The following is a 20003-nucleotide window of genomic DNA, read 5'->3' as shown; positions in this document are numbered from 1 at the left end:
AGGCGACAATTATTCTTTAATGTCTACCTGAGCAAAGTAGTGTCCGCCCAGCGGATCGACTTTATACCCGGAGACTTTCTTGCTGACCGGTTCGTATACCGTTGAGTGCGCGATCATCAGCGCCGGTACCTGGTCATGCATTACAACCTGTGCCTGTTTGTAGTACTCAATGCGCTTCGCCTGATCGGCAGTAGCACGTGCTGGCTGGATCTGGTCCTCGAAGGATTTATCACACCAGCGTGAGTAGTTAGAGCCATCTTTAGCCGCTGAACAGCTGAACAGGGTGGCCAGGAAGTTATCCGGATCCCCATTGTCGCCGGTCCAGCCCATCATGACGGTCTGGTGCTCGCCTGCTTTGGCGCGCTTCAGATATTCGCCCCACTCGTAGGTCACGATTTTGGCTTTCACGCCAATCTTCGCCCAGTCGCTCTGGATCATCTCAGCCATGCGGCGTGCATTCGGGTTGTAAGGACGCTGAACCGGCATCGCCCACAGATCGATTGAGAAACCTTCCGCCATGCCCGCTTCTTTCAGCAGCGCTTTGGCTTTCTCAGGATCGTAAGCGTAGTCTTTCACTTCGTCGTTATAGCCCCACATCGTTGGTGGGATCAGGTTTTTAGCAGGCTGACCTGCACCCTGATAAACGGCTTCGATAATTGCCTTTTTGTTGACCGCCATGGTCAGTGCCTGACGCACTTTCAGGTTATCCAGCGGTTTTTTCTCAACGTTGTACGACAGATAGCCGACGTTCAGGCCAGCCTGCTCATACAGGTTGATATTTTTGTCCTGCTTCATACGCGCGATGTCAGCCGGGTTTGGATACGGCATTACCTGACATTCGCCCTTCTGCAGCTTGGCGTAACGCACCGACGCGTCCGGGGTGATGGAGAAGACTAAGCGATCGATTTTTGGTTTGGTGCCCCAGTAATTCGGGTTAGCTTTGTAAAGGATGCGCGAATCTTTCTGGTATTGCAGCAGCTGGAACGGGCCCGTACCGACCGGGTTCAGGTCGACGTTTTGCGGGGTGCCCGCTTTCAGCATGTTGTCTGCGTACTCTTTCGACAGAATCGAGGCGAAATCCATGCCGAGGTCGGCGAGGAACGGCGATTCAGGACGGGTCAGCACGAAGCGAACGGTGTTGTCGTCCACTTTCTCAATTTTGCTGATCAGCTTAGGCATGTCCATGCCTTCGAAATATTCATAGCTGCCGCCGGAGACGCCATGATAGGCGTTGTTTTTATCCAGCTGGCGCTCAAAGGTAAACACCACATCATCCGCGTTGAAGTCGCGCGTCGGTTTGAAATCTTTGGTGGTCTGCCACTTCACGCCTTTACGCAGGTGGAAGGTGTAGGTCTTACCGTCTTCACTGACATCCCACTTCTCTGCCAGTGCAGCGTGCAGTTCGGTGGTGCCGATAGTGAACTCAACCAGTCGGTTGTAGATCTGACGTGAGCTGGCATCGTAGGTGGTGCCCGAGGTGAACAACTGCGGGTTGAAGCCTTCCGGAGAACCTTCAGAACAGTAAACGAGGGTTTTTGCCTGAACACCGGCGGCGACAGTCATAGCAATCAGGCTCAGACCGACCTTCAGCATCCCGGATTTAGCCAGGGAGTTGATCATGCTTTTGCTCCATTGTGATGTGATGTTGTGTGTATTGCCTGACCTCTGATTTTTTTATGCGGTTCAGGCGTACCACCGAACAGGTGGTTAACACGCGCGACGTTTTTTTGTTTTTCCCGATGCAGATGATGCATTCAGAAAATTCCGTAACTGCGTGTTTATTGACGCATCAATTTGTCAACAGTTGCAAAGAACGTCAATACAACTGTTAGTTATTTACACAGAGTGTGAGGGATAGCATGCAACGGTAATAAAAACTCTTTCAGCTCAAAAGCCATACAATGCACAGCGCCACTGGCCTGAATTCCGTGGATTATGCTGGATTGCCGTTCTATCACTAGTGATTCTCACCGCTAAAAAACTTAAAGCTTTTACCGGCAAATGTTGAATAACTGAACGATTCACCGTGCGTTATGACGTTCACCCAGAGGAATATGCTGGCAAAGAAGCATAAGAAATCAGCATGTTGCCGCTTTCGGTCATAAGAAGAATGTGTCGCGAATTATGATCGCATCTCTTCTGTGGCAAGGCCTGACGGCGTAAACGCAGTGATAATCACGGGAGTAAGCGAAATGTACGACGAATGGAATTTACTGGAACTTTCTGGAAGGTATCGGGGCGGGCAACAAAAGATGGCAAGCGAGAGTGGCATTAAGATGGAGATTGCTTTGGGAACACGAACAGATCGGAAAGGCGCTTAAACCCTCCCTGCCATGCTCGGCGCGGCTCATCCCTGGCCCGTGATGCTTTGCTGCAGGCGTATGCTCCCTGAAGCTTGAACAGCGCTAATTCTTTGCCTGCAAATCACTTTTCTTCAGACGAAAAAAAACCTGTCTTTTCAGACAGGTTTCTTAAATATGGTCGGCGAGAGAGGATTACCCTGCTCTTCGAGCAGCGCCCTTCGGGCCGTTGCTGAAGCAACGTTGTCTCGCTGCGCTCGGCTCAAACCTCCTCTGTCGGTTCTCATCCTCTTTTTCTACAGACGAAAAAAAACCTGTCTTTTCAGACAGGTTTCTTAAATATGGTCGGCGAGAGAGGATTCGAACCTCCGACCCACTGGTCCCAAACCAGTTGCGCTACCAAGCTGCGCTACTCGCCGATGGGGGCGCATGTTACTGCTACCCCCGATCAGCGTCAACCGCTTTTTATGTTTTTGCCCTCAATCGCCTGGAAAGCATGCGGTTACCGGAAATTAACCGCCTGCCCTGCCCTTTTTGCTCACTATTACAGCGCTTTAGCCTGGTCTTTAGCGGGTGCCTGACACCAGTTATTGGCCGGGTTAATGCCGCCATCTGGCGAGGTATAACCCAGACAGCCCAGAATGGTATCGTACAACTCAACGTGGCGATGAGTCCGGCCTACACGCTGCTGTGCCTGCAGACGCTCAAAGTTGCTGCGGTTCTGACTGTCTTCCAGATACTTATCTGACGCCCAGACCATCATCGGTACGCGGAACTGCTCAGGCGGAGCCATCTCACGCGGCGTGCCGTGCAGGTGCATATTCTCACTAATCGACTCACCGTGGTCGGCGGCATAGAAAACGATCGCCTTTTTATCACGCAGCTGATCCAGTACGCTATCCAGCATACTATCGACATACAGCACCGAGTTGTCATAAGCGTTGATCAACTGCGCTTTACTGCAGGTCTCATCGACGCCCATACACTCCGGCTGATACTTCGCGAAGCTGCGCGGATAACGCTGTGAGTAGAGGTAGTGCGACCCTTTGGTGTGCAACACGATCAGGTGTTTACCTTTCGGAAAACGATCCAGTGACGCTTTCATCTCTGGCACCAGCAGCATGTCATCCACCGATTTGCCCTGATTACGCTTCTCTGAACCAATCTGCTCACGGAAGGCAAAGTTGTTGGCATTGATGTTGTCGTAGAACCAGACTTCGCTCTGCATCGCAAACAGCTCAGAGGTGAAGCCCAGCTCTCTCATCACCGCAAACACGTTCTGCTCTTTCAGCGTGCGGCCAGGGTTATCCATGGTGCCGCCTTCGCGCACGAACATGCAACGCAGCGACAGCTTGGTCGCGGTATCACAGGACTCGCCCCGGAACGCCACCAGGTTCTTCTCTTTCGACAGCTTTGGCGTTGTATCACGCTCGTAGCCGAGCATCCCCATGTGATCCCAGCGGGTGGTCTCGCCAATCACAAACACCACATAGGTGTCGTCCAGTCCGGCAGGGGCAACGTAGGTAAACTTCTTCGCCGGATCCAGCAGTTCCTCGCTATTCAGCGACTCATCCATGCGAGTCCAGGCAAACAGGCCCACAGCCGCCAGCCAGTTCGAAGGCAGATAAGAGTGTGCCACCACACCGCCATAGCTCGGCAGATCAATGTTGGTGATCTCTTCATTATGCTTCTGCAGCTTGTCCAGAAAACGAATCGGCAGCCAGACCAGCGCCACGCAAAGCAGCATGATCACGGTTGGCTTGAGACGCTGTCCCGGCGTACGCAACTGTTCATTCAGCGTCATGCTCAGCTTATTATACCAGATCATCAGTAGCGGCAGCGCGCTGACCAGCACCATCCACAGAATAAAATGGTAGCCAATCACTTCTTTAGAGAGATCAGTGTCGGTGGTCATTACCGAAGCAACAATGCCGTAGCCAATCACGACGTTAAAAAACGCCATGTAATAGGCAGCAGCAACAGAAATAAGCACTATCAGTGTGGCCAGCACGCGATAAAACCACTTTCCACCCAGCGACAGCAGCCGCATCAGGAAGAAAGTCAGCAGCACAATGGCTACCACTTCCGTCACGGCAGTCAGCCAGTTCGTTATCGTAGAGTGCTTAAGAAAACCATCGAATCGACGATAGAAAATCGGTAAATTCAGTAAGATACCGAGATAGAGCGCCAGCAATAGCGATAACTTTTGCTGAGTCAGGGTTTTAATGTAATTCATGAAAAAAGGTGTTTCTCCGGTGTGAAGCGCTTGACCAAATCTTTTATGTGACTGCCGAAACGCGGCAGAGTTCGCTGAATAAGCGGACCGGACAAGATGAAGGAAAATTCTGAACGGATTTACAGGCTATAACGCGAGGTGGCTCAGTAAAACATGGGTGGGTTTCATAGACCAGATAATAATCGTTGTCGATCTGATTAGCACATTTTTTGTACGTAGCGGGAAGTATGACCGGACATGCTGACGCAGTGAGGCGGGAGTGAAAAGATTTAATAACAGGCAAAAGTGCGGGCCTGATGATTTCAGGCCCGCAGCATACTTAACGAATGATGTTCAGCGTGACGTCGATGTTGTTGCGGGTCGCGTTTGAGTAAGGACACACGATATGCGCCGCATCAACCAGCTTCTGCGCGTCGGCTTCGTCCATTCCTGGCAGATGAATGTTCAGCGTCGCTTCGATACCAAAACCATCAGGGATCGGGCCGATACCCACTTCGCCTTCGATCCAGGCGTCTTTCGGCATAGCAATTTTGTCGCGGCCGGCAACAAACTTCATCGCACCGATGAAGCAGGCAGAGTAGCCCGCAGCAAACAGCTGCTCAGGGTTAGTCACTTCGCCGCCTGCACCGCCCATCTCTTTTGGCACGCCCAGTTTCACGTCCAGTACACCGTCAGAAGAGGTTGCACGGCCATCACGACCACCGGTTGCTTTGGCTTTGGCGCGGTAAACCACTTGTTCTAAAGACATGACATTTCTCCGTTACGCTATTTAATCGCCCGCTACTTATTTAAACGTAATCAGGCGGTGAGGATCAACGGGTGCAGCGCACCCGTCAGCAATATTTATCGTGACTGATTCAGGTTATCCCGCAACCCATCCAGCTGTAATTTTAGTGCCAGCAGGGCGTCATCGTCACAGGCTGTAGCACATTTAACCGCTTCAGGAATCGCTTCGGCCTTAACGCGCAGCGCACGGCCAGAGTCAGTCAGCGTCACAGCGACCTGACGTTCATCCTGACGGGTCCGCTGTCGGTTAATCAGACCTGCGCTTTCCAGCCGCTTCAGCAGTGGCGTTAATGTGGCAGAGTCTAAAAAAAGCTGCTCGCCAATCTCTGACACCGTAACATCATCCTTCTGCCACAACACCAGCATCACCAGATATTGCGGATAGGTAATGTCGAGCTGGCTCAGCAACTGGCGATAGACTTTATTCATCGCCAGATTGGCAGAATAAAGCGCAAAGCAGAGTTGCTGATCGACCAACAGTGGCATCGGTTTCACTTTTTTGTCATCTTGATCAGAGTTCATAGGAGTTAATATAGATAGCGCGCTAGATAATTGCAAGCAAACTTTTAGTCAGGGGAGAAAAGCATGCAGGATTCACTGGAAGAACAGGCGCGTCGCTTCGCCACCGAGGCACATGCCAGTGCCGGACAGCGCCGCAAATATACCGATGAGCCTTATATTGTTCATCCGGCAGCAGTGGTGGAACTGGTGCGCAGCGTCAGCCATGACGATGCATTATTAGCGGCAGCCTGGCTGCATGATACCGTAGAAGATACCTCGACTACCCGGCATGATATCGAAGCCCACTTTGGCGCGCGCGTGGCCAGCCTGGTAGAGATGCTGACCGACAGCACACCCGCAGCGGCAAAAAATCGGGCGGCCCGTAAACTGGCGCACTTCCGCCATACGGCCAGCGCCAGTCCTGAGGCCCAGACCATCAAACTGGCGGACATCATCGACAACACCCGCGCGATTGTGCGTTTTGATCCTGACTTTGCGCGGGTTTATCTGGTGGAAAAGCAGATACAGATTGAGTTGCTGAAGCAGGGCGATGCACAGTTGTGGCAGCAGGCTTCGACAATCATTGAAAGCGGGCTTGCTCAGCTGCGGGAGCCGCCCTACAGCGTGCCGGAGAGCTGGTTTGTCAAACAGGCCGCTAAATACAGCGAAAGACACGCATAAAAAACCCGCCAATGGCGGGTTCTTTTCGGGATGTCTGGTTACTCAAGCAACTGGCGTCCCAGATAAGGGTTCGCCTGTAATAACTTCATCAGTTTCTGCGCCGTCGCGGAAGGACGGGTACGCCGGGCTTCCCAGCTTTTCACGGAAGAAACGCTCACGCCCATTACTTTTGCAAACTCATCAACCTGCATGCCTGTCATCTCACGCAGACGCTGCGGCTCTGGCTGGGCGGGTTGCTGACGCTGAATAAGTAACTCGGCGGCGCGATCATCACGTGTCAAAACAATCTGCTCAAGGCTGCTGAGCAATTCAAACATCGGGTCTTTTAATTCCATAGAGAACTCCTTAAAAACTCGCTATGAAGCACGTGAAAGTAGAGAGGTACGAGCCTGAAGTCAGGACTCTGAAACCGGGCCTGTTCAGGCTGGATCCCACAAGGGTTTGTTTTTGTTATGAGAAAAACCATTACGGGACTCAGCCTGCGGTGCATTGCTTTAAAGATGTCAGTTCAATGCAACAAATGCCGGGAGACTAAGTATGGATAGAGACCTGACTATTTGCCGCGCAATTTATAATTATTTTTTTAACTATCGTTAGCCGGAAAGGTTCCAGCACCTCTAACCTGCTGAGGCAGTTGATTTTTGTCCTTACATAGCGGGCAAAAAAATCAAATGATGTTTGCTATTTATGTGGATGCCATCAAGTTTTTTGCTGGCAGATTCTCATTTCTGTGAGCACTACACCTGTTCAGGTAGTGATTGCAAAATATACGCCAATGGTTTACTTCATGAACACTTATATTCACAGTTCTGATTAATTTAAGAATAGTCCTGGTTTGGCTCTGAGCCCTGGCGCGCTGCGGCTCACAGTGCAATGCGGGGAATTCTTTTATTCTGGACGCCGTTATTTGGTCAGATAAATCAGCAATCACCTTAACGAAACGGCTGACGCCTCATACCGGTGCAGAAACCTGTTATTTATCGCGCTGATGCGCGTTAAAAGTGCGGCCAAATAATAGCAATCTGATAACCGGCAAAAAGACACCTGTCCCCTGAAAGGATGAAGAGCGATGCGAGAAACAGATTTTAACGTTGGCTACCCTTCTCATCGCGTCCCGATGATGGGCCGTAATGCCGTCGCGACCTCACAACCGCTGGCGGCACAGGCGGGTTTACGGATGCTGCAGCAGGGCGGGAACGCCGTGGATGCGGCGATCGCCACCGCCATCGCTTTAACCGTGCTGGAGCCAACAGGAAACGGCATCGGCAGCGATGCGTTTGCCATTGTCTGGGACGGCAGCGAATTGCATGGATTAAACGCCTCAGGCCGCTCGCCTGCCGCCTGGCATCCTGAGCGCTTCACGGGTTTGAGTGCGATGCCTGAAACCGGCTGGGAGTCCGTTACCGTGCCAGGGGCCGTCTCGGCATGGGTCACACTGGCGCAGCGCTTCGGAACTTTACCCCTGACCACGCTGGCGCAACCGGCAATTGAGTATGCGCGCGACGGCTTTCCGGTATCACCACTGATTGGTCAGCTCTGGCAACGCGGCTATGACAAGCTGCGGGATCAGCCAGGCTTCATCGACTGCTTTGCGCCGCAGGGGCGACCACCCTGCACAGGCGAGCTGTTCTGCAATCCGGCTCAGGCCCGCACCCTGCAGGAGATCGCTGAGACCCGGGGCGAAAGCTTTTATCGCGGCGCACTGGCAGAGAAGATAACGGCGTTCGCCCGTGAGCATGGCGCGGCGCTGACGCTGGAGGATCTGAAAAACCATCGCGCCGACTGGGTTACCCTGCTGTCACATCCCTTTGCCGGGGGGTCGGTCCAGGAGTTACCGCCTAACGGTCAGGGCATTGCGACCTTAATTGCGCTTGGCATTCTGGAACAGTGGGAGATTCACCGCTATGCGCCCGATTCGTCTCAGTGGCTGCATCTCTCCATAGAGGCAATGAAACTGGCGCTGGTCGATCTGGAGCATCACGTCACCGATGAAGATCACCTCAGGTTTCCGGCTGAGTTACTGCTGAGTAAAGACTATATCCGCCAGCGGGCAGCGTTAATTGATCCGGACAAGGCGGGAGATTTCCGCTTTGGATCACCCCAGCAGAGCGGCACAGTGTATGTCGCGACGGCCGATGCCAGCGGTATGATGGTCTCATTCATCCAGTCTAATTACATGGGATTTGGCTCCGGCGTGGTAGTACCCGACACCGGCATCAGCCTGCAGAACCGTGGCGCGGGTTTTTCACTCGATCCGGAACATCCCAACATCGTGGCAGGCGGTAAGCGCCCTTTCCACACCATCATCCCGGCCTTTGCGCGGGATGAACAGGGCCAGCCGCTGATGGCGTTTGGCGTGATGGGCGGACCGATGCAGGCGCAGGGACATGTCCAGCTGGCGCTGCGAATTATGCTGCACCGTCAGAATCCGCAGGCCGCGATTGATGCGCCGCGCTGGCGCGTGGTGCAGGGACGCGAGGTGGTATTTGAATCCACACTCGATCGCAATACCCTGAGCACACTGCGCCGCATGGGTCACAACGTGGTACTGGAAGATCCCCTGAGCAATTACAACTTTGGCGGCGCACAGGCGATAGTGCGCGATCCGCAGGGTTTCTATATTGCAGCCAGCGAGAGTCGTAAAGATGGTCAGGCGGTGGTGTTTTAAGGGTGTGGCAGCGAGCCTCAGGCTGTTAAACGTTACGTTCAGGTACGTGCTTTAACGCGCAGGCGATGCCATTGTGTAACCGGTGTTGAAGAAAGCATCTGTTTCACAGGTGGTTTCACATTGTGCCGTGACGGCGGTTTGTTCTATTCTTTAGGCCATTCCTACCTGGACATCAGACAGTTTCACCGACAGGAGTTGACCCAATGGCTTCAGGACTTACACGCCTTATGGCACGTGGCGGTATTATGCTCGCTGGCGCGCTGATCGTGCTGCAACTCACCGCATGTGGTGATAAAGAAGGCGAGCAGCGCAAAGCATTTATCGATTTTCTCCAGAACACCGTGATGCGCAGCGGCGAACATCTTCCCAGCCTCAGCGAAAATCAGAAGCAGAGCTTTGGTAACTTCGCCAGCGATTACGCCATCATGTATGGCTTCTCGCAGCAGGCGAACAAAGCAGTTGAACAGGGTATGCGTCCGGTGGTGGATGAGCTTTCTGCCATTCGCGTTCCGCAGGATTACCTCACTCGTCGTGACTCCCTGCGGCAGGCTAACAGCGCACTGGTGATCGTCACCCAGCAGATTGAAAGCGCAAAAATGCAGGCTGACAGCAGTAAAGCGGCCCTGAAGCAGTCGGATGACCTGAAAAAAGTCTACGACACCGCTTACAACAAAGTGGTAACGGTGCCCGCCAATCAGCTGATTCCGCTGCTGCCAAAACTCCAGGCGCTAAGCCAGGGCGCGGTGCAGGCTGGCGATTTCCTGCAAACACAGGGAACCCGTGTCAGCTTCAATGATGGCGGTGTCCAGTTCCCGACTCAGGATCAGGCGTCGCAATATAACGCGCTGATGAGCACCTTATCCGCCAATTCGCAGGCGCTTCCTCAGGCACAGGCTGCCGTTCAGGGTGGTCTGCAGTAAACTCGCTTTACGGGCAGGCGTTGATCGTCTGCCCGTCTCTTCTGCTTTTTTCGCTCCCCCCATCACCCGCTGAATGAAGTGTGATCTGGCGCATTTTTGACCAAAAATAGTTTGTGATCTAAGTCACATTTATATAACAAATACCCCACAGCTCAGTGTGATCTACCTCACAGACAACCGCCCATCCTGCTTAAAAAAACGGCAAAACAACCGCTTACGCCTGTAAAAGTGTGATCTCAGTCACGATAACTACCCCTGCCCCCACCCTGAATGAGTGATATAGATCACACTTATTCCGTGCGCTACGCAGTGTCAAATTCGCGTGATAGAGTCCGCGTGCATACAGTAATACCACCGGCAATGCGTCGGGGTGGCTAAACAAAAACAAGCGCGCTCTCCTATTGAAGCGCGTCTCAATAAGGGGTGGGTTTATGTCCTCATCAGTTAAGGTCAAAGTACAGAGCTTTGGTCGCTTTCTGAGTAATATGGTGATGCCAAACATCGGGGCGTTTATCGCCTGGGGTATCATCACCGCGCTGTTTATTCCAACTGGCTGGATCCCGAACGAAACGCTGGCCAAACTGGTTGGCCCAATGATCACCTACCTGCTGCCACTGCTGATTGGTTTCACCGGTGGGCGTCTGGTGGGCGGCGATCGCGGTGGCGTGGTCGGTGCAATTACGACCATGGGTGTGATTGTCGGTGCCGATATGCCGATGTTCCTCGGCGCGATGATTGCTGGTCCGCTGGGCGGCTGGGCAATAAAGTCGTTTGACCGGGCGATTGACGGCAAAGTCAAAAGCGGCTTCGAGATGCTTGTTAACAACTTCTCGGCCGGTATTATCGGGATGATCCTGGCACTGCTGGCGTTCCTGGCGATCGGTCCGCTGGTTGAAGGTCTGTCACACATTCTCGCCGCAGGCGTGAATTTGATGGTGCAGAACAACCTGCTGCCGCTAACCTCAATCTTTGTCGAACCGGCGAAAATCCTGTTCCTGAACAACGCCATTAACCACGGCATCTTCTCACCGCTGGGTATTCAGCAGGCGAGTGAAGCAGGTAAGTCAATCTTCTTCCTGATCGAAGCCAACCCGGGTCCGGGTATGGGCGTGCTGATGGCCTACATGTTCTTTGGTCGTGGCAGTGCTAAACAGTCTGCGGGTGGTGCGGCAATTATCCACTTCCTCGGCGGCATCCATGAGATCTACTTCCCGTATGTGCTGATGGCTCCTCGCCTCCTGCTGGCGGTAATCCTGGGCGGTATGACCGGCGTCTTCACGCTGACCGTACTGAACGGCGGCCTGGTCTCACCAGCCTCACCGGGGTCCATCCTGGCCGTGCTGGCGATGACACCAAAGGGTGCCTACTTCGCGAACATCGCCGCGATCGCCGCTGCTTTCGCTGTCTCCTTTGTCGTGTCCGCTATCCTGCTGAAAACCAGCAAAGTCAAAGAAGATGACGATATCGAAGCCGCGACTCAGCGCATGCACGAGATGAAAGCGCAGTCTAAAGGTCAGGGCGTGGCGGGTGCAGCAATCGCCAGCGATGCCATGAGCGTTGAACTGCACCACGTGCGTAAAATCATCGTCGCCTGTGATGCCGGTATGGGTTCCAGTGCAATGGGTGCAGGCGTGCTGCGTAAGAAAGTGCAGGATGCCGGTCTCAGCAGTGTGTCGGTAACGAATACCGCGATCAATGCCCTGCCGGGTGATGTTGATCTGGTCATTACTCACCGTGACCTGACCGAACGCGCCATTCGTCAGGCCCCGCATGCGCAGCATATCTCGCTGAACAACTTCCTCGACAGCGCACTCTACAGCACGCTGACCGAACGTCTGGTCGCCGCTAACCGCAGTGACGTGCATCGCGCAACGGTGAATACCGCCCTGTCCGATAGCTACGACGAAGGTAATGCGCACCTGTTCAAACTGGGTGCGGATAACGTCTTCCTCGGCCTGACCGCCAGCAACAAAGAACAGGCGATTCGCTTTGCCGGTGAGCAACTGGTGAAAGGCGGTTACGTTGAGCCTGAATATGTTGAAGCGATGCTGGCGCGTGAAAAACTGACGCCAACCTACCTCGGTGAGTCGATTGCAGTGCCGCACGGTACCGTCGAAGCAAAAGATCGCGTGCTGAAAACCGGCGTGGTGTTCTGTCAGTATCCGGCAGGTGTTCTGTTTGGCGAAGAGCCGGACGATGTCGCGCGCCTGGTGATTGGTATTGCTGCCCGTAACAACGAGCACATCCAGGTGATCACCAGCCTGACCAATGCGCTGGATGATGACAGCGTGATTGAGAAGCTGGCGAACACCACCAGCGTGCAGGAAGTTCTGGATCTGCTGTCAGGTAAGCCTGCGATCGCGTAATTCAGAGCAATTATTTTCCCTGGGGCGGTCATGCCCGTCCCGATTTCCTGGGGCGGGTTTGCCCGCCCCATCGTCATTTGATATGGGTCAAAAATTATGAAAGCGTTACATTTCGGAGCAGGAAACATTGGTCGCGGCTTTATCGGCAAATTACTGGCTGATGCAGGTATCGAACTGGTTTTTGCTGATGTGAATCAGACGGTGCTGGATGCACTGAACGCGCGTCATGAGTATCCCGTTCATGTGGTTGGCGAGCAGGCCAAAGTGGAAATGGTTAAAGGGGTCAGTGCGGTCAACAGCACCGGCGATGAGATCATCACTCTGGTCTCTGAAGTCGATCTGGTCACTACCGCCGTGGGTCCGCAGATTCTGGAGCGTATTGCCGGCAGTGTGGCAAAAGGTCTGGCAAAACGCAGCGACAACGGCAATACCCGCCCGTTAAATATCATTGCCTGTGAGAATATGGTGCGCGGCACCAGCCAGCTAAAACAGCATGTGCTGAAGGCGCTGCCGGAGCACTATCACGCCTGGCTGGAACAGCATGTCGGCTTTGTGGATTCCGCTGTCGATCGCATCGTGCCCCCTTCTGACGCGGGCAGCACCGATCCACTGGAAGTGACTGTTGAGACTTTCAGCGAGTGGATCGTCGATAAAACCCAGTTTAAGGGCGACCTGCCGACCATTCCGGGCATGGAACTGACCGATAATCTGATGGCGTTTGTTGAGCGTAAACTCTTCACCCTGAATACCGGCCATGCCATTACCGCCTACCTCGGCCAGCTGGCCGGTCATCAGACTATTCGTGACGCTATCCTCGACGAAAAAATCCGGGCCGTCGTGAAAGGCGCGATGGAAGAGAGCGGCGCGGTGCTGATTAAGCGTTACGGTTTTGACGCGGATAAACATGCGGCCTACATCCAGAAGATTCTGGGTCGTTTTGAAAATCCGTACCTGAAAGATGATGTTGAGCGCGTAGGCCGTCAGCCGCTGCGTAAACTCAGCGCAGGCGATCGCCTGATCAAGCCGACGCTGGGTACGCTGGAATATGGTTTACCGCACGCCAGCCTGGTGCAGGGTATTGCCGCCGCGATGCGCTATCACAGCGATCAGGACCCTCAGGCGCAGGAGCTGGCCGCGCTGCTGGCAGAAAAAGGCCCACAGGCGACGCTGGCTGAAATTTCAGGACTGGATGCCGACAGCGAAGTCGTGGCTTCTGTGGTGAGCGCCTGGCACGCTATGGCATAATGCGCGCGTGTTAGTGACGCAAGCCGGGCGCAGTTCGCCTGCGCCCAACGGCGGTATAAAACCCATGCAGGCAATAATGGAAGAGAAGCAGGCTTTTGAGAACCGGGTGCTTGAGCGCCTGAACGCCGGTCGTTCGGTGAGAAGCTTTCTGATCGCCGCTGTTGAGCTATTGGCTGAAGCCGTCAATTTGCTGGTGCTGCAGGTGTTCCGCAAAGATGACTATGCGGTCAAATATGCGGTAGAGCCACTGCTGCTGGGCAATGGTCCTCTGGGCGAACTGTCGGTTCGCCTGAAGCTCATTTACGGACTTGGCGTCATCAGTCGCCATGAATATGAAGATGGTGAACTGCTGCTGGCGCTGCGCGAAGAGTTGAATCACGACAGCGGCGATTATCGTTTTACTGACGATGAAATCCTTGGTCCATTTGGTGAGCTGCACTGTGTCACCGCCTGGCCGCCCGCGCCGGTGTTTCACACCGAAGATGCAGAGCTGCGCAGCATGCAGCAGCAGCGCTATCTGCAGATGGTGCGATCCACTATGGTCCTGTCACTCACCGAACTGATTGCCCGCATCAGTATGAAGCAGGCGTTTAAAAAGTCCGGCAGCTAATCCTTTCAGGCGCCATCACGGCGCCTTTTTCGTCTTAACCTGAGCGGGAATATGCGCCAGATTTGGTGTATCCTTGCCCTGTTTTCCTCAACGAGTTGTTGTCATGAAAGAGCAAGAAAAGAACGAAATCAAACTTCTCAGCGATAAGCTGGACGCTTTGAACCGCAAAGAGCCGCAGTTACTCGAATCGGGTGATGTCGAGAAACTGGGCGCGTTGCTGAAAGAGAAAGAAGCGCTGGTCATTGAGATTGAGCGTCTGCGCGGTCAGCGGGTTGAAAAACTCAGTGCTGAAGCGCAGAAGCTGCAAAAAATGGGCTTCAGCCGCGAAATTACCAAGAAAGAGCAGGCAAATCTGGGTGCGCTGAAGAAAAGCGTGCGCGGCCTGGTGGTGGTGCATCCAATGACCGCGCTGGGACGTGAGATGGGTCTGAAGGCGATGACCGGCTTCGCTAAAACCGCATTCTGACGGGGTCGATCAGGCAGCAGCCTGATCGACATCGGCTTTGCGTTCGCCGGCGGCGGCATACACCTGCTCCGCCAGCGCATCCAGCAGTTCATAACGGCGGCGATACTCTGCCCGCTTCTTACTGGCGATCTCCTCCAGCGTTTTACGCGGCAGGCTCAGCGGCAGTGTAAACATCCCATCTTTGCGCGCTTCACCACTCAGCGACAGCCAGAACTCACTGTAGCTGGCAAAGAACTTATCCCCTTTGCTGTGACGATAACGCAGGCTGCGAAATACATGCGTCTCATCGCCCACCGCCTGAATACTTTCCACGCCGCACTGCTTAGCAACAATAAATACTGCTTCCATTAATAGGCGTTTCGGAAAGAGACCGTGAGCCGCTTTAGTCGCCTCGCGGATCATTTCATTATTGATATGTTTACGCGGTCCCTGTAATCCGCCAATTAACAGCGTGCGCTGGTTATTCTCGTTGAGAATAGAAAATGAGAGCGAAGCAATAATTTCGTCATTATAACGCAATACCAGCGTCACTTCCCCTTCCCTGTCGAAATAACCTGAGCTACAGGAGAGGATAAAGGTCTCACCATTTTTACCGGTCAGTGTAGCCAGCACATTATCCGTGGCGCTTTGCAGCAACTGACGCAGCAGGGGATTGTCCAGATTATTCATCAGGCTGTAATGATCAATTATCGCCTGCGCACGGGCAGCAATGCTCAGCCCTGAACGCAGATAGGGCCGGTGCAGCTTGGCTGGCAGCAATCCCTGCGTGCTCATCAACAAGGGGAGTTGCGGTAAGTGCGACAGCGCATTCAGGTAACGCAGCGTCGTCAGCGGCGATATTAACGTTCTTAATACAAATTTCAGGCGAAAACGTTTACTCCGCCAGAGTTTATCCGGAACGGTTTTCCCACTAATTAACTGAAAAAATAGCGATGCAGAGGATTCAGTCGTATTTTCCTGAGTAGTTATAATTGACATAGTCAGCGACACACTGTGAGTTAAGCAAGGAATGTCAGCGAACATAACATAGCCAATATCAACGGCAGGTTAATGTGGAATAACATATAAACTGATAATTGACGATTTCTGGTACATTTTGGTAAGGCACAAAATAGAGATAAAAAAAACCGGCGAAATAAATTTCACCGGTTTATCTTCATTGCGTTTACGTTTGGTTAACTTATTTAGCAGAAGCGAAGCGGGCTGCCGCTTCGTCCCAGTTAACGACGTTCCAGAACGCTTTGATGTAGTCAGGACGCTTGTTCTGATACTTCAGGTAATAAGCGTGTTCCCACACATCCAGACCGATGATCGGGAAGCCAGAAACGCCAGCAACCGCTTCACCCATCAGCGGGTTATCCTGGTTTGCGGTAGAAACCACAGCCAGTTTGTCGCCTTTCTTAACCAGCCATGCCCAGCCAGAACCGAAACGGGTCGCAGCGGCTTTCTCGAACTCTTCCTGGAATTTTTCAACGCTACCGAAATCTTTCTCGATAGCCGCTTTCAGGTCGCCCTGCAGCGTGGTGCCGATTTTCAGGCCTTTCCAGAACAGGCTGTGGTTAGCGTGACCGCCTGCGTTGTTACGCAGTGGGCCTTTTTTGTCTGCTGGCAGCTGATCCAGTTTGGTGATCAGCTCTTCTACCGGCAGATTAGCAAATTCAGTACCTTCCAGCGCCGCGTTCGCGTTGTTCACATAGGTCTGGTGGTGTTTGGTGTGATGGATCTCCATCGTCTGCTTGTCGAAATGCGGTTCCAGTGCGTCGTATGCGTAAGGCAGGGATGGCAGTGAATAACTCATGTTCTTCCTCTCCATTTAGTTTGAGCAGCACGACGAATTCGGGACGTGCCGCGTAAGCAGTCGAATCATTATAGTTAAATTCATGTAGCGTAAAAGGGTAATCAATGCCCTATTAACCCTAAGGATTTGCGAAACCCGGCATTAGCAACCCGTTGTTTTTTCAGTGTGCAGTTGCTGAATCGGCCTTTTCTGCCTCATCTGACCGGGAACGCGGCGCGCAGAGGTCAGGCTGCCAGCCAGCACGCCTCCCGCCCGGACGCCGCGTCTGCCCTGCCCTGGGCGTTACTGACCCAGCTCGCGCAGAGCATTGTCGAGTGCACCAACCAGCCAGTCGATGTCGCTCTCCTGGAAAGCCAATGGCGGACGCAGTTTCAGCACATTCCCATACGGACCGGCAACTGAAGTCAGCACACGATGTTCACGCAGCTTCTCGATCAGGTTCAGCGCCAGCGTTTTGTCCGGCGTTTTGCTGTGACGATCGGTGACCAGTTCAAAGCCGATAAATAGCCCGGCCCCGCGCACATCGCCTACGCACTCATAGCGGTCCATCAGAGTTCGTAGCTCAGCCAGTAACTTCGCGCCGACCACGCGACTGTGCTCCTGTAATCCCTCTTCAGTGATCACTTTCAGCACTGCCTGGGCCGCCGCCATCGCGACCGGATTGCCACCAAAGGTATTGAAGTAAGGAATTGAGTCACTGAAGGCAGCCAGCACGTCACTTTTTGCCAGCAGTCCGGAAACCGGAATGCCGTTGCCCATTGGCTTGCCGGTGGTGATGACATCAGGCACCACATCGTGACGGCCAAAGCCCCAGAACGCGTCGCCGGTACGGCCAAAGCCAGGCTGAACTTCATCAGCAATAAAGATGCCGCCGTTGGCATGCACCACCTCGACTGCTTGTTTCAGGAAGCCGCGCGGATTAGGCAGCACCCCATCTGATGAGAAGATCGAGTCCGCCAGGAAACCGGCAAATTTAATGCCGTGCGCCGCCATGTCATCAATCTGCTGCTGAATCTGGTCAGCGAACCAGTCGCCCAGGTCAGGCGCATCCACACGATAAGCATCCGGCGGCATCACCAGCCGCGTAGTCGGAGCCAGCGGCTGTCCACTGCCCAGCGCCGGAGACGCGCCAGAGGTCAGTTCACTGGTGCCGTGATAGGCCTCTTTACTGACAATAATGCCGGTTCCGCCGCTGAAAGCACGCGCCACGCGGATCGCCAGGTCATTGGCTTCCGAGCCGGTGCACATGTACATCGCGCGATCGATCGCCTCAGGCGTGGTCGCCAGCAGCGCTTCGCTGTAATCCAGAATATTTTCATGCAGATAACGGGTGTGGGTGTTCAGCATTTTCATTTGCTGCGTCACCGCTTCAATCACGGCCGGATGGCAATGACCGATGCTCGCTACGTTGTTGTAGACGTCGAGATATTTATCGCCCGCCGCGTCCCACAGATATTGCCCTTCACCCCGCACCAGATGAACCGGTTTGCGGTAGAACAGGCGATAGGATTCGCCAAGCACTTTACTGCGTTTATCGGTCAGTTTGCGCGTGTCGCTGTCGAGCGCATCGGCATGTTCGGCGCGGAAACTGTTGGTATCCATAATAGTGGAACGCGTGGCCATAATGACTCCCGTTACAAGGATGAAGGAGGAAGAGCTGACCCTTGTATCATGCCTGCCTGAATCTAAAATGCAACCAAATACACAAACACAATAAAATACACATGACGCAGACCAATGACCGCGTTAAGCTTGCCTCTGATTCAGACGGAATCTTTCGCTTCAGTGGCGTATCATCCAGGCTCTTCGCGCTTTAAAAGGAAAACTCTATGCTGCAGGAAACGCGCCTTCATCGCATCCGTGCCTTACTGACCCGACTTAATCAGGTGAGTACTGAGCGCATTATCAGGGAGCTGGGGGTGTCTCGCGAAACCGCGCGCCGCGACATCATTGAGCTTGAAGCACGGGGTCTGGCGCGCCGCGTTCATGGCGGACTGGTGGCGATTGAAACGGCGGCTGAACCGCCGCTAACGGAACGCCGCAGCACCCAGACCCGCGAAAAGCGCACCATCGCCCGCGCCGCTGCGCAGTTGCTGCAGCCCGGACAGACGCTGTTTCTGGATGCGGGCAGCACCACCACACTGCTGGCGGAGGAGCTACATGCTCTTTCTGGCCTGACCATAGTGACCAACAGCCTGCAGGCCGCGCTGGCGCTGAGCGCCGGAGAAGAAGATCAGCCGCTGAATAATCAGATTATTTTGCTGGGCGGGATGATGTCGGCGGGTGCGCAACAGACGCGCGGCGAAATTACCGTGGGCGAGATCATCCGCTATCGTGCTGATGTTGCGCTGCTGTCGCCGGTGGGCATTGAAGCGGGTAACGGTGCCAGCAGTTTTCACCCGCATGAAGCGGCTATCGCCAGGGCGATGGTGCAGCAATCCGCTGCCTGCTATCTGCTGGCCGATTACACCAAACTTGGCGTGGTCAGCCGCACGGTTTACGCGCCGCCGCAGGCAATCTCCCTGCTGATTACCGACAGCGGCGGCGAGGGTGACGCTCTTGAGGCATTACAGCAGACGCTGCCAGAGGTGATGGTGGTTTAACGCAGTCGCTGAGGATGGCTGTAGACCGTGGCGCGGCCAGGTTTACTGAACCCGACCAGCGTCAGATTGCAACGCTCAGCAACCTCAACCGCCAGGCGGGTCGCGGCTGAGACCGCGAACAGGATCTCGACGCCGCACATGGCGGACTTCTGCACCATTTCATAGCTGGCGCGGCTGGAGACCAGCACCGCGCCCGGTCCCCACTCTGACTGGCTGCGATACCCCAGCAGCTTATCCAGCGCCACATGGCGACCCACATCTTCACAGCCACCAGCCAGCTGACCATCGGGCTGGATCCATGCGGCCGCATGGGTGCAGCCGGTTTTTTGTCCCACAGGCTGATAATCTTTCAGCTGACCCAGGGCCCGATCCAGCTGGTCCAGCGCGAAGGTCTGGGTAAACGGCAGCGGAGAGAGTGGCTTACCGATCTGGTCCAGCTGTTCAACGCCACACACACCGCAGCCAGTCCGGCCCGCCAGCGCGCGACGCTGCGCTTTCAGCGCCATAAAGCGGCGGCTGGATAGCTCAATCTGAACCTCAATACCGTGACAGCCCGGCACGATGTCCATGCCGAAAATGTCGCCAGGCGCGTCGATGATGCCCTCTGACAGCGAAAAACCCAGCGCAAACGCCTCCAGATCTTTGGGTGTGGTCATCATCACCACGTGAGAGATACCGTTGTAGACCAGCGCCACCGGAACTTCGTCCGCCAGCCAGTCATCCTGTGCATCAGTCAGATCAGCACGCTGCCACACCTGCGTCTTGCTGACGCCAGCCTGAGTTGTTAAATCTTCGCCTGAAGCAGGCTGGAAAGCTTTCAAAA

General features: G+C 54.2%; 17 protein-coding genes, 1 tRNA gene and 1 other RNA gene. 8 read left to right on the top strand and 11 right to left on the bottom strand.

The annotated features are described in order from the left end of the window. Positions 1-9 precede the first annotated feature (9 nt). The 6 genes from dppA to HZZ01_RS18805 all read right to left on the bottom strand — a co-directional run bounded on the left by dppA (position 10) and on the right by HZZ01_RS18805 (position 5844). Positions 10-1620 (bottom strand): dipeptide ABC transporter periplasmic-binding protein DppA, encoded by a 1611-nt coding sequence (gene dppA, locus HZZ01_RS18830; protein ID WP_179898976.1) that lies wholly within the window; start codon positions 1618-1620, stop codon positions 10-12. 858 nt (positions 1621-2478) lie between these two features. Next, positions 2479-2608: non-coding RNA, RtT sRNA (locus HZZ01_RS18825), on the bottom strand. A 34-nt stretch (positions 2609-2642) separates the two neighbouring features. After that, positions 2643-2719: transfer RNA gene (locus tag HZZ01_RS18820), tRNA-Pro, on the bottom strand. 125 nt (positions 2720-2844) lie between these two features. Beyond that, positions 2845-4536 carry a kdo(2)-lipid A phosphoethanolamine 7''-transferase gene (gene eptB / locus HZZ01_RS18815; RefSeq protein WP_179898975.1) on the bottom strand — a complete coding sequence of 564 codons (1692 nt, stop codon included), beginning with the start codon at positions 4534-4536 and terminating at the stop codon, positions 2845-2847. A 319-nt stretch (positions 4537-4855) separates the two neighbouring features. Beyond that, entirely contained in the window at positions 4856-5284 is a 429-nt protein-coding gene (locus HZZ01_RS18810) for an organic hydroperoxide resistance protein (RefSeq protein WP_179898974.1), read from the bottom strand. A 95-nt stretch (positions 5285-5379) separates the two neighbouring features. Further along, a complete protein-coding gene (locus HZZ01_RS18805; RefSeq protein WP_179898973.1) occupies positions 5380-5844 on the bottom strand; it encodes a MarR family winged helix-turn-helix transcriptional regulator in 465 nt (154 codons plus the stop codon). 63 nt (positions 5845-5907) lie between these two features. Between HZZ01_RS18805 and HZZ01_RS18800 the strand changes: the two genes are divergently transcribed. Further along, positions 5908-6504, top strand: a complete 597-nt coding sequence (locus HZZ01_RS18800; protein WP_179898972.1) for an HD domain-containing protein — start codon at positions 5908-5910, stop codon at positions 6502-6504. A 38-nt stretch (positions 6505-6542) separates the two neighbouring features. Here HZZ01_RS18800 and HZZ01_RS18795 read toward each other — a convergent pair whose 3' ends face one another. Then, a complete protein-coding gene (locus HZZ01_RS18795; RefSeq protein ID WP_003848045.1) occupies positions 6543-6839 on the bottom strand; it encodes an HTH-type transcriptional regulator in 297 nt (98 codons plus the stop codon). 734 nt (positions 6840-7573) lie between these two features. Between HZZ01_RS18795 and HZZ01_RS18790 the strand changes: the two genes are divergently transcribed. The 6 genes from HZZ01_RS18790 to HZZ01_RS18765 all read left to right on the top strand — a co-directional run bounded on the left by HZZ01_RS18790 (position 7574) and on the right by HZZ01_RS18765 (position 14779). Next, positions 7574-9172, top strand: a complete 1599-nt coding sequence (locus HZZ01_RS18790) for a gamma-glutamyltransferase family protein (protein WP_179898971.1) — start codon at positions 7574-7576, stop codon at positions 9170-9172. A 203-nt stretch (positions 9173-9375) separates the two neighbouring features. Next, the gene (locus HZZ01_RS18785; protein WP_179898970.1) at positions 9376-10092 is read left to right on the top strand and encodes a DUF3053 domain-containing protein; all 717 of its coding nucleotides are present in this window, start codon (positions 9376-9378) and stop codon (positions 10090-10092) included. Positions 10093-10523: 431 nt separating this feature from the next. Beyond that, positions 10524-12458, top strand: coding sequence for a PTS mannitol transporter subunit IICBA (locus HZZ01_RS18780; RefSeq protein WP_179898969.1), 1935 nt, complete (start codon positions 10524-10526; stop codon positions 12456-12458). 96 nt (positions 12459-12554) lie between these two features. Next, positions 12555-13703 carry a mannitol-1-phosphate 5-dehydrogenase gene (mtlD, locus tag HZZ01_RS18775; protein WP_179898968.1) on the top strand — a complete coding sequence of 383 codons (1149 nt, stop codon included), beginning with the start codon at positions 12555-12557 and terminating at the stop codon, positions 13701-13703. A gap of 64 nt (positions 13704-13767) precedes the next feature. Then, positions 13768-14313 (top strand): mannitol operon repressor MtlR, encoded by a 546-nt coding sequence (gene mtlR, locus HZZ01_RS18770; RefSeq protein WP_133248908.1) that lies wholly within the window; start codon positions 13768-13770, stop codon positions 14311-14313. 103 nt (positions 14314-14416) lie between these two features. After that, complete coding sequence (locus tag HZZ01_RS18765; protein WP_013359626.1) at positions 14417-14779, top strand: YibL family ribosome-associated protein; 363 nt, start codon at positions 14417-14419, stop codon at positions 14777-14779. A gap of 9 nt (positions 14780-14788) precedes the next feature. On the opposite strand, the gene HZZ01_RS18760 is transcribed toward HZZ01_RS18765, so the two are convergent. From HZZ01_RS18760 to HZZ01_RS18750, 3 genes are all read right to left on the bottom strand, one after another. Further along, complete coding sequence (locus HZZ01_RS18760) at positions 14789-15757, bottom strand: VirK/YbjX family protein (RefSeq protein ID WP_179898967.1); 969 nt, start codon at positions 15755-15757, stop codon at positions 14789-14791. Between the two features lie 202 nt (positions 15758-15959). Beyond that, positions 15960-16577, bottom strand: a complete 618-nt coding sequence (gene sodA / locus HZZ01_RS18755) for a superoxide dismutase [Mn] (protein WP_179898966.1) — start codon at positions 16575-16577, stop codon at positions 15960-15962. Positions 16578-16859: 282 nt separating this feature from the next. After that, complete coding sequence (locus tag HZZ01_RS18750) at positions 16860-18200, bottom strand: aspartate aminotransferase family protein (protein WP_179898965.1); 1341 nt, start codon at positions 18198-18200, stop codon at positions 16860-16862. A 206-nt stretch (positions 18201-18406) separates the two neighbouring features. On the opposite strand from HZZ01_RS18750, the gene HZZ01_RS18745 reads away from it, so the two are divergent. Next, complete coding sequence (locus HZZ01_RS18745) at positions 18407-19180, top strand: DeoR/GlpR family DNA-binding transcription regulator (protein WP_179898964.1); 774 nt, start codon at positions 18407-18409, stop codon at positions 19178-19180. On the opposite strand, the gene fdhD is transcribed toward HZZ01_RS18745, so the two are convergent. Next, positions 19177-20001: a formate dehydrogenase accessory sulfurtransferase FdhD gene (gene fdhD / locus HZZ01_RS18740; protein ID WP_179898963.1), complete on the bottom strand. Its 825-nt coding sequence runs from the start codon at positions 19999-20001 to the stop codon at positions 19177-19179. The two genes, HZZ01_RS18745 and fdhD, sit on opposite strands and share 4 nt — an antisense overlap. Positions 20002-20003: the final 2 nt, after the last annotated feature.

It is taken from the genome of Pantoea sp. WMus005, assembly GCF_013415305.1.
Lineage (GTDB): Bacteria > Pseudomonadota > Gammaproteobacteria > Enterobacterales > Enterobacteriaceae > Pantoea > Pantoea rara.
The sequence above is the reverse complement of the archived record's forward strand: the minus strand, read 5'-3'. Positions and strand labels throughout refer to the sequence as shown.

Coding starts and splice junctions, on each gene's coding strand:
- HZZ01_RS18805 (WP_179898973.1), bottom strand. CDS start 5,844: ATGAACTCTGATCAAGATGACAAAAAAGTGAAACCGATGCCACTGTTG.
- HZZ01_RS18790 (WP_179898971.1), top strand. CDS start 7,574: ATGCGAGAAACAGATTTTAACGTTGGCTACCCTTCTCATCGCGTCCCG.
- dppA (WP_179898976.1), bottom strand. CDS start 1,620: ATGATCAACTCCCTGGCTAAATCCGGGATGCTGAAGGTCGGTCTGAGC.
- HZZ01_RS18810 (WP_179898974.1), bottom strand. CDS start 5,284: ATGTCTTTAGAACAAGTGGTTTACCGCGCCAAAGCCAAAGCAACCGGT.
- HZZ01_RS18785 (WP_179898970.1), top strand. CDS start 9,376: ATGGCTTCAGGACTTACACGCCTTATGGCACGTGGCGGTATTATGCTC.
- HZZ01_RS18800 (WP_179898972.1), top strand. CDS start 5,908: ATGCAGGATTCACTGGAAGAACAGGCGCGTCGCTTCGCCACCGAGGCA.
- sodA (WP_179898966.1), bottom strand. CDS start 16,577: ATGAGTTATTCACTGCCATCCCTGCCTTACGCATACGACGCACTGGAA.
- HZZ01_RS18750 (WP_179898965.1), bottom strand. CDS start 18,200: ATGGCCACGCGTTCCACTATTATGGATACCAACAGTTTCCGCGCCGAA.
- HZZ01_RS18765 (WP_013359626.1), top strand. CDS start 14,417: ATGAAAGAGCAAGAAAAGAACGAAATCAAACTTCTCAGCGATAAGCTG.
- eptB (WP_179898975.1), bottom strand. CDS start 4,536: ATGAATTACATTAAAACCCTGACTCAGCAAAAGTTATCGCTATTGCTG.
- HZZ01_RS18745 (WP_179898964.1), top strand. CDS start 18,407: ATGCTGCAGGAAACGCGCCTTCATCGCATCCGTGCCTTACTGACCCGA.
- mtlR (WP_133248908.1), top strand. CDS start 13,768: ATGCAGGCAATAATGGAAGAGAAGCAGGCTTTTGAGAACCGGGTGCTT.
- mtlD (WP_179898968.1), top strand. CDS start 12,555: ATGAAAGCGTTACATTTCGGAGCAGGAAACATTGGTCGCGGCTTTATC.
- HZZ01_RS18780 (WP_179898969.1), top strand. CDS start 10,524: ATGTCCTCATCAGTTAAGGTCAAAGTACAGAGCTTTGGTCGCTTTCTG.
- HZZ01_RS18760 (WP_179898967.1), bottom strand. CDS start 15,757: ATGTCAATTATAACTACTCAGGAAAATACGACTGAATCCTCTGCATCG.
- HZZ01_RS18795 (WP_003848045.1), bottom strand. CDS start 6,839: ATGGAATTAAAAGACCCGATGTTTGAATTGCTCAGCAGCCTTGAGCAG.